Consider the following 8,111-nt stretch of genomic DNA (forward strand, 5'->3'; position numbering starts at 1 on the left):
TTTAAAAATATGCCTAAATCATAGCATAAAACGAAACCCCCTGCGCGGCTTTTTTGCCGTGCAAGGGGTTTGTTTCGCACTCAGCGCACTTCCCGGTGCAGCGTATAGCGCCGAAGTCTCGGGCAATACTTCATTGCCTCCATGCGCTCCGGGTGGAGTTTCTTGTTCTTCGTAGTGGTATAGTTCCGATCCCCGCACTCCGTGCAGGCAAGGGTGACGCGCGTTCTTCCTGAATTTGCCATGGCTTTTCTCCTCTCAGCAAAACGCTCCGGCAGTGCGCCGGAGCGGACACAGGATGTGGAACAGGGAGGCTCTTGCGACTTTGAGGCACTCGTATTTGCATCCTGTTTGCATATTGATAGTAGCAAAGCCTTACTCGGCTGTCAATCCGTGCGCGCCTTTATTTTTCGTCGAGCACCTGGAAAATGAAAAATTTGAGGTAATAGGTTTCCCCGGCCGCCCAGAGAATCGGGTGATCCGGTGCCTGCGTGGAAAAGTACACCTGGCGAAGGCGCTTTCTTGCGCCGCGCGCCGCTTCCTGAAGGGTTCTCGCAAACAGCTCCTGATCCATGAAGTGCGAGCAGGAACAGGTCGCCAAAAAGCCGCCGTCCTTCACAAGCTTCATCCCGCGGAGGTTAATGTCCCGATAGCCCTTGACCGCGCGCTTAATCGTCTCGCGCGACTTGGTAAAGGCCGGGGGATCCAGAATTACAAGTTCAAAGCGCTCTTTCGCGGCCTCCAGTTTCGGCAGCAACTCAAACACATCCGCGGTCTCAAAGCGCACGCGCGCCGAGAGTCCGTTTAACGCAGCATTCTCGGTGGCCTGCGAAACGCCGAGCGCCGAGGCATCGACCCCCAGCACTTGCCGTGCGCCCGCAAGACCCGCGTTTAAAGCAAAGGAACCCGTGTGCGTGAAGCAGTCCAGCACTCTGGCGCCCGGCGCAAACCGCTGAATCGCGCGGCGATTCAGCTTCTGATCCAGAAAGAAACCTGTTTTCTGTCCCTCTGCGACATCCACGAGATAGCGAACGCCGTTTTCCCGAATCTCGACTTTCGTGTCAAAGGGCGCCGAGAGGAAGCCCTTATGCCGTTCCATCCCCTCTTTGAGCCGCTCCTTCGCATCGCTCCGCTCGAAGACGCCGCGTATCGGCAGTCCCTCGCCGGAGAGCACTTCGAGCAGGAGCCGGAGCACAGTCTCCTTCATCCTGTCCATGCCGAGCGCTAGGCTCTCGAGCACCAGGACATCGCCGAATTTATCGACCGTGAGTCCCGGCATAAAATCTGCCTCCCCGAAAATCAGTCGGCAGGCCGAGGTGTCAATGACCTGCTTCCGGAGGCGCACGGCGTCCAGAAGGCGCTGTCTTAAGAACGCCTCGTCAATCTGCTGCTCCGCGTGCCGCGTCATCATGCGAACACGCAGCTTGGAGTGCATGTTCAGAAAACCATTGCCGAGCGGATAGCCGTCAAAATCCAGCACAGTCACGAGATCGCCGTTTGTAAAACCGCCCTCAATCCGCTCCACTTCGTTGTCATAAATCCAGGCGCCGCCGCTCTTAAAACTCCGGGCCGCTCCCTTTTTCACCGTTACCTTGCAGGGATACATGTTCCGTTCCTCCTCAGTTTCGCATGCCGGGTTCCCAGCGCACCGAGACCCCCATGCCGAAAGCGTTCGGCCCCGTGTGGCAGGCGACGCTGTAGGACAGCGGGTCGTAGGTCACGGTCTCCTCCGGAAAGGCCGCCTTTCCGAGCGCCTGCCAGTCGGCGACATCGGCCGCCTCCAAGAAACTTCCGGTCTGGCCGACCCATATCTTTCTGCCCTCCGCGCGGAATTCCGCGGCTGCCTTGACAATCTCCTCGACTTCCCGCTTCTTGCAGTGCTTTGTGCCGCGGACCGTCGCAAACGGCTCGACCTTCTCTCCCTTGATGACCAGGAGCGGCTTAATGTTCAGAATACTGCCGACCGTGGCAGCCGCCCCCGAAATCCGGCCGCCGCGCTTCAGATATTTCAGATCCTCCACGCCGACATAGACAATCGAGAGAAAAGCGAGTTTTTCAATCTCTTCCTTCATCTCCTGCGCCGAGAGTCCTGCCTCCCGCATCGCGAGCGCATCCCGGATACTGTGCCGCATCGTAATCGAAATGCGGTGCGCATCCGCAACCGCAACCCGGCCGTCGTACTCCTCGGCCAGCAGACACGCGGAAGCATAGGAGGCGCTGAGCCCCGAGGACATCGGAATAAAGAGCAGTTCCTCATAGTCCTCGAGCACGCGGTCCCAGAGCGCCGCCATCTCGCCCGGTGAAGGCTGCGAAGTACGAAGCACCGTATCGCTCTGCAAAAGTTCGTAGAAGCGATCCGGTGTGAGGTTCTTTCCCTCGTGATACACTTCCTCGCCCGCAATAAAGGGCATGGGCAGCACAAAAATACCGAGCTGCTCGGCCTCCGCCTGGGAAATACCGCTGTTGGAATCTGTCACTATCGCTGTCTTCATGATTTACCTCTCCTCATTCTCGCCCACGGCGCGGTAGGGCTGTGCGGGCGGGGAAATGTGTTCCTGTTGAAACGCTTTCGCAATGCGCTCCGTGAGCGCAAAGTTTAAGTTCCAGTAATCCGGGTTCTTACACCAGACCCGAAGTGTAAAGAGCAGGCCCTTTTCCTGCAGTTCCGTGAGTGCGACAAAGGGCGCCGCGACGGCGTCCGGCGGCTGTAGAACCGCGCTCTCCGCCGCAATCGCCGCCCGTAAAATCTCTTTGACGTGTTCGGGATCCTCGTTCCGCCCGACCAGAAAGGTGAGATCCAGACGGCGCTTTGCCATGGAGCTGTAGTTCGTGATGTTCGCATTCATCAGGCTGCCGTTCGGCACCGTGATCTTCTTGTTATCGATGCCGACCAGAATCGTGTAAAAGAGTCCGATTTCTTCAACCGTACCGCCGACCTGCGCTGCCTCGATATAATCGCCGATTGCAAACGGACGCGTGAGCGTCAGCATAATGCCACCCGCGAGGTTCGAGAGCGCGCCCTGCATCGCGAGCCCTAAGGTCACACCGGTCGAAGCGACGACCGCCGTGACCGAAGCCATCGGGATGCCGAGCACCGCAATGACCGCGAGCACCAGCAGTGCGTAGAGCGCCGTCCGGGTCGCATTCAGGAGGAAGCGCCGCATGGTTCTGTCCATCGGCAGCTGCATCTTCGATCTGAGCGAGAGTCCCAGAATCTTCCGGATGAGGCGCGTGCCGATCCACCAGAGCAGCGCGGCAAAGACTACGCGGAGCAGCATCCCCCAGAGCATTTCCCCCGTTCCGGGTTTCCAGAGCACATTGTGCCAGAACCACTGCACAAAGGTCACATGCTCGGTCACCTTCTCCGTGACCGCCTCCGAGACCGCATTCGAAACTTGTCCGACTTGATCTGTCATGATTGCCTCCTCAAAGTAGCGGCGAAATCAGGCGGAGCAGACAGTGCTCTGCCCGCTGAAACAGCGTTCTGCCGTGGAGATACCGCTCCGTGACCTCGCGGCACTGCGGGAAGGTATCCAGAAAACACTGCTTGATGTCGAGAACCGCATGATAGCGATAAAAGAGGACGCCGTTCTCAAAGTGGTGGTAGAGCGAACGGAAGTCTAAGTTGATGGTCCCGCAGGTCGCAATTTCATCGTCCGCGACACATTGCTTCGCGTGCATGAAGCCCGGTGTGTATTCGTAAATCCGGACACCCGCGCGCGAGAGCACATTGTAGTAGGAGCGCGTCGCCTGGTAGACCATCTTCTTGTCCGGAATGCCGGGCGTTATGATGCGCACATCCACGCCCCGCTTTGCCGCGAGGCAGAAAGCCTGACTCATCTCGTCCGTGATAATGAGATACGGTGTCATGAAGTAGACATAGCGCTTCGCGTGGTTTACGAGGTTCATGTACACATTTTCGCCCGTCTGCTCGTGGTCCAGCGGCGAATCCGCATAAGGCTGGCAGTAGCCGGGTTCCGCCGCGCAGTAGTCCGGCAGCGCGAGGTATTCCTCGAACTTCTCAACCTCTCCCCCGCCCTTCCGAATCGCATTCCAGTTCTCGAGGAAGATGCCGGTCAGGCTGCGCACCGCCTCTCCGGTCAGGCGTATGCCCGTGTCAAACCAGTGCCCGTAAGGATGCGTGATGTTAAAATATTCTTCGGCCAGATTGTAGCCGCCGGTAAAGCCTACCTTTCCGTCGATCACCGTAATTTTCCGGTGATCCCGGTGATCCAGAAACGCATTGAAAAAGGGGGTCATCGGATTAAAGACTCTCGTATGGATGCCGGCCGCCTCCATGCGCCGGATAAAATCGTGGTCGATGAACCAGATGCTGCCGATGTCGTCATAGAAAAGCCGGACCTCCACCCCTGCGGCCGCGCGCGCCGAGAGGACCTCGAAGAGGCGCTCAAACGCGCTCTTCTCCTCAATCGCGTGGTACTCCATGAAGATGAAACGCTCTGCCTTTTTGAGCGCCTCCAGTTGCGCCGCAAAGGCTTCCTCCGCCGTCGGATAAAAACAGATGTCGGTGTCGCGGTACACCGGATAGCCGAGCCGGTCCGAGAGGTAGCGGAACTGGTTTGCGATGCCGTAGTCCACAGTCTCGAGTTCCTCTAAAATACCGCCCTGCTGCGGCATGGCCGGAAACAAGCGCTCCTCGATTTTCTCATAGCGCAGCCGCATGCGGTGGGTCGCGCCGTTAAAGCCGATTAAGAGATACAGCGGAACGCCGAAAAACGGCGCCGCGGCGATCAGCAAAATCCAGGGCATTTTCATCGCGGCGTTGATATGCCGCCCGTAAATTCCGAGCACCAGAATGAACGCGAGGGTGTGAATCAGAACCGGAATCCAGGGGTAATCGCCCGTCAGATCCCGAATCATCACATAGAGCCAGATTAACTCAAGCAGAATTGCGAAGACCGCAAACAAGCCGCGCTTGATGCCGTTTCGCACCTCTGTTTTTCGCTCCACCCGCATTGCCCGTCTCATCTCTCCCTGTATCCTTTCCGTCGTTTGAAGAAATTGTTCTCTCAGTGTAACACGAGAGGCCCTTCTTGTCGCGTTTTTATGCACTTCCGCCCCGCATTGTAAGCAAGTCTGTGGTAAAATAGAAGTGTCAAAATACGGCGGCAGCCCGCTTTTACAGGAGGAAACAAGATGAAAGAACTAGGCTATTACGACGGCAACTTCGGTCCCCTCAGCGAGATGCAAATTCCCATGTGTGACCGCGCCTCCTGGTTCGGCGACGGCGTCTACGACGCAGGTCCCGCGCGGCACGGCGTTATCTTCGCACTCGATGAACATGTGGATCGCTTTTTCCGGAGCGCATCCCTGCTCGACATCACGATGCCGCTCACAAAAGACGAGCTGAAAGCGCTCCTACAGCGCCTGCTCCGGGAAATGGATGACGATGAGCTCTTTGTCTACTACCAGGTGACGCGCGGCAATCCTACCGTTCAGAAGCGCTCCCACTGTTACGAGCACGGTGTGCCCGGCAAACTCTGGGTCACCCTGACACCGAACAAAATTTCCGACGGCGCAGAGCCCGTGTCCCTGATTACCTGCGAGGACACCCGCTTTTTGCACTGCAACATCAAGACACTGAACCTGATTCCGTCCGTCATGGCCTCCGAGAAAGCGCGCGATGCGGGCGCAGCCGAAGCGGTTCTGTACCGCCCGGGCGAACTCGTGACCGAGTGCGCGCACTCGAATGTCCACATTTTAAAGGACGGCGTTCTGAAAACCCACCCGGCCGACAACCTGATTCTCGGCGGCATTGCCCGCGCCCATCTGCTCCGCGCCTGCGAGGCTCTCTCGATTCCGACCGATGAGACCGCCTTTACGCTCTCAGAGCTCTTCGCGGCAGATGAAGTCATTGTCACAAGTTCCTCAAACCTCTGCATTCGCGCCGACCGGATTGACGGCAAAGCAGTCGGCGGCAAGGCTCCCGAACTCTTTGAGCGCCTGCGCCGCTACCTGCTCGACGAATACATGACCGTGACCGCCTGATTCAGGCGGTCTTTTTGCTTGCGAGAAAACGGTACACCGCCGTGCCGATGATCAGCACATAGCCGAATACGCTGAGCAGATCCGGCAATTCTCCGAATAAGAGAAACCCAAAGAGCGCCGCAAACACCACCTGAATGTAGTCGTAGACCGAAATTTCCTTGGCCGGTGCATAGGTGTAGGCCATCGTGATGCCGAGCTGCCCGAGCGCAGCCGCGCAGCCGGACAGAAGTAAAAACGCGAGCTGCCGCGCCCCCATGGGCTCATATCCCGCAAGCATGAACGGCAACACCGTGATGCAGGAAAACACCGAAAACGAGAGGATAATCACCGGTCCCTTGACACCACCCTGTCCCGCCTTCCGGACAAAGGTATAGGCCGTGCCCGCGCAAAAACCGCCGAAGAGACCGACCAGCGCCGACACCGAGGCGAGACCGATTCCCGGCTTGATGACCAGAACGGCCCCCGTGAGCGCGACCAGCAGGCAAAACCAGTCCCGCTTCACCGGCCGCTCTCGCAAAATAAAGAGCGACATCAGAATCGCAAAAAACGGCGACATTTTATTGAGCATCGTCGAATCGGCAATCGGCAGATGATCGATGGCCCAGAAGTTCGCGATGACACCGAGCATGCCGACAAACGAGCGCAGAAACACCGCCAGGCGATTGCCCTTCCCGATTCGGAATGGCTCTCCCGCGCGCCGCAACATAAGAATTGCGACCAGCGCGGCGACCAGATTGCGGAAAAAGACCTTCTGCATGACCGGCAATGTCCCCGCAAGTCGCACAAAAACCGCCATCAGCGAAAAGCCTGCCGCAGCGAGCACAATGAATAAAATTCCCTTCGCGGTATTTCCTCTCAAACCCATTTCCTCACTTTGCTGTCCTTTTTTATTATTTTGCGATGAAACCGTGTTTTTCGCAAGGCGCGATTCGCGGAAGTTTCAGACAGTTTTTCTATGCTCCATTGCATTTCCCACCTTCTGCCTTCTGTTATATAGATACATTTAGCGCTTGCTATTTGTGTTTGCTTGACAAAGTTCCGGCTTGTCAATACAGTTGTATTACAGGAGGTCGTTATTATGCCAACAATCAGTTTGCGCGTCAGCGAAGAAGAGTTAAAACTCTTCCAAGACTTTGCCAAGTTAAATCAAACCAGTTTATCCGAGTTGATTCGCCGCACCATGCTATCCAAATTGGAGGATGAGTACGATTTGCAAGTCTTTTCCGCGTACGAAGCTGCAAAAGCCCGCGGCAAGGTGAAAAGCTACTCCCATGAAGAAACCTGGGCTGAACTCGGCCTATGAGCTACAGCGTGCGCTATACCAAAAAGGCAATTCAGTCACTCAAAAAATTTGATCGCTCTGTCCTCATTCTGATCAAGTCCTGGATTGAAAAGAACTTAGTCGATACCGATGACCCGCGGCGTCACGGAAAAGGCTTGGCTTCAAACCGCAGCGGTCAATGGAGATATCGAGTCGGAAATTATCGCATCCTTGCCGAAATCGAGGACAAGGAACTGATCATTCTCGCCATCGAGGTCGGACACAGGAACAGCGTCTATAAAGCCTGACCGATATTGCCGAACGAACTGCATTTCTGCTTCGGCAAAAGGCTGATTTAAGACAAAGAAGCGCCCGTATCAACAACTTTATTGAGGCTAAGCGGACAAACTATCCTGACTACGCACGCAAAAAGGCGCTGTGCTTTCGCACAGCGCCTTTCTTCTTGCCTGTTTCTGCCTGCAAGTGCCGGTTCTTTCGGCTCTCCGGCTTTTACCGCTCTTCTTTCTTCTTCGCGACCGCAAAGCCTGCGAGCAGCATGCCGAGCGCAAGACCTGCGTAGTTCAGCGCGAGCGGCGCCTCACCGGTCTTCGGGAGACGGCGCTTTCTGCCCTGCAGCGCAGTGCCCTGTGCTGCGGTCGGCTTCTTGCCGCCGTTCTTCTCCCCGAGTTTCCCATCGCCCTGCCGGTCCGCGTTCTTCTGCGGGGTCGGCTCGACCGTGGCAGGCTTGTTGTCGACTGTCGGTGTCTCGGACGGCTTTGCGTTGTTCGCCGGAAGCGGCGCGACATTGTTCGGGCTGATGGTCGCGCGGTGTCCGCCGTTTCTG

The 8,111-nt window shown here is 56.9% G+C and carries 10 protein-coding genes; 3 read left to right on the plus strand and 7 right to left on the minus strand.

Annotation, left to right across the window (positions count from 1 at the left end; genetic code table 11):
• Positions 1 to 80 precede the first annotated feature (80 nt).
• The 5 genes from rpmG to cls all read right to left on the minus strand — a co-directional run bounded on the left by rpmG (position 81) and on the right by cls (position 4,986).
• The gene (rpmG, locus tag ACO4XG_RS07255) at positions 81 to 242 is read right to left on the minus strand and encodes a 50S ribosomal protein L33 (protein ID WP_009533442.1); all 162 of its coding nucleotides are present in this window, start codon (positions 240 to 242) and stop codon (positions 81 to 83) included.
• A 158-nt stretch (positions 243 to 400) separates the two neighbouring features.
• A complete protein-coding gene (locus tag ACO4XG_RS07260; RefSeq protein WP_308509320.1) occupies positions 401 to 1,603 on the minus strand; it encodes a class I SAM-dependent rRNA methyltransferase in 1,203 nt (400 codons plus the stop codon).
• Between the two features lie 13 nt (positions 1,604 to 1,616).
• On the minus strand, positions 1,617 to 2,489 hold the full coding sequence (locus ACO4XG_RS07265) for a DegV family protein (RefSeq protein ID WP_308509321.1): 873 nt from the start codon (positions 2,487 to 2,489) through the stop codon (positions 1,617 to 1,619).
• A gap of 3 nt (positions 2,490 to 2,492) precedes the next feature.
• Positions 2,493 to 3,413 carry a mechanosensitive ion channel family protein gene (locus tag ACO4XG_RS07270; protein WP_308509322.1) on the minus strand — a complete coding sequence of 307 codons (921 nt, stop codon included), beginning with the start codon at positions 3,411 to 3,413 and terminating at the stop codon, positions 2,493 to 2,495.
• A gap of 10 nt (positions 3,414 to 3,423) precedes the next feature.
• Complete coding sequence (gene cls / locus ACO4XG_RS07275; RefSeq protein WP_308509323.1) at positions 3,424 to 4,986, minus strand: cardiolipin synthase; 1,563 nt, start codon at positions 4,984 to 4,986, stop codon at positions 3,424 to 3,426.
• A 168-nt stretch (positions 4,987 to 5,154) separates the two neighbouring features.
• Here cls and ACO4XG_RS07280 point away from each other — a divergent pair, with 168 nt between their 5' ends.
• Complete coding sequence (locus tag ACO4XG_RS07280; RefSeq protein WP_308509324.1) at positions 5,155 to 6,006, plus strand: aminotransferase class IV; 852 nt, start codon at positions 5,155 to 5,157, stop codon at positions 6,004 to 6,006.
• A 1-nt stretch (position 6,007) separates the two neighbouring features.
• Here the strand turns inward: ACO4XG_RS07280 and ACO4XG_RS07285 are convergent, their stop codons facing one another.
• A complete protein-coding gene (locus tag ACO4XG_RS07285) occupies positions 6,008 to 6,871 on the minus strand; it encodes a DMT family transporter (RefSeq protein ID WP_308509325.1) in 864 nt (287 codons plus the stop codon).
• A gap of 213 nt (positions 6,872 to 7,084) precedes the next feature.
• Here ACO4XG_RS07285 and relB point away from each other — a divergent pair, with 213 nt between their 5' ends.
• Both relB and ACO4XG_RS07295 read left to right on the plus strand, forming a co-directional pair.
• A complete protein-coding gene (relB, locus tag ACO4XG_RS07290; protein WP_308509326.1) occupies positions 7,085 to 7,309 on the plus strand; it encodes a type II toxin-antitoxin system RelB family antitoxin in 225 nt (74 codons plus the stop codon).
• Entirely contained in the window at positions 7,306 to 7,575 is a 270-nt protein-coding gene (locus tag ACO4XG_RS07295; protein ID WP_308509327.1) for a type II toxin-antitoxin system RelE family toxin, read from the plus strand. The genes relB and ACO4XG_RS07295 overlap by 4 nt, the downstream gene beginning before the upstream one ends.
• Before the next feature lie 202 nt (positions 7,576 to 7,777).
• Here ACO4XG_RS07295 and ACO4XG_RS07300 read toward each other — a convergent pair.
• The coding region (locus tag ACO4XG_RS07300) for an LPXTG cell wall anchor domain-containing protein (RefSeq protein WP_485129673.1) at positions 7,778 to 8,111 on the minus strand (334 nt) is incomplete at its 5' end.

The organism is Stomatobaculum sp. (genome assembly GCF_057248925.1).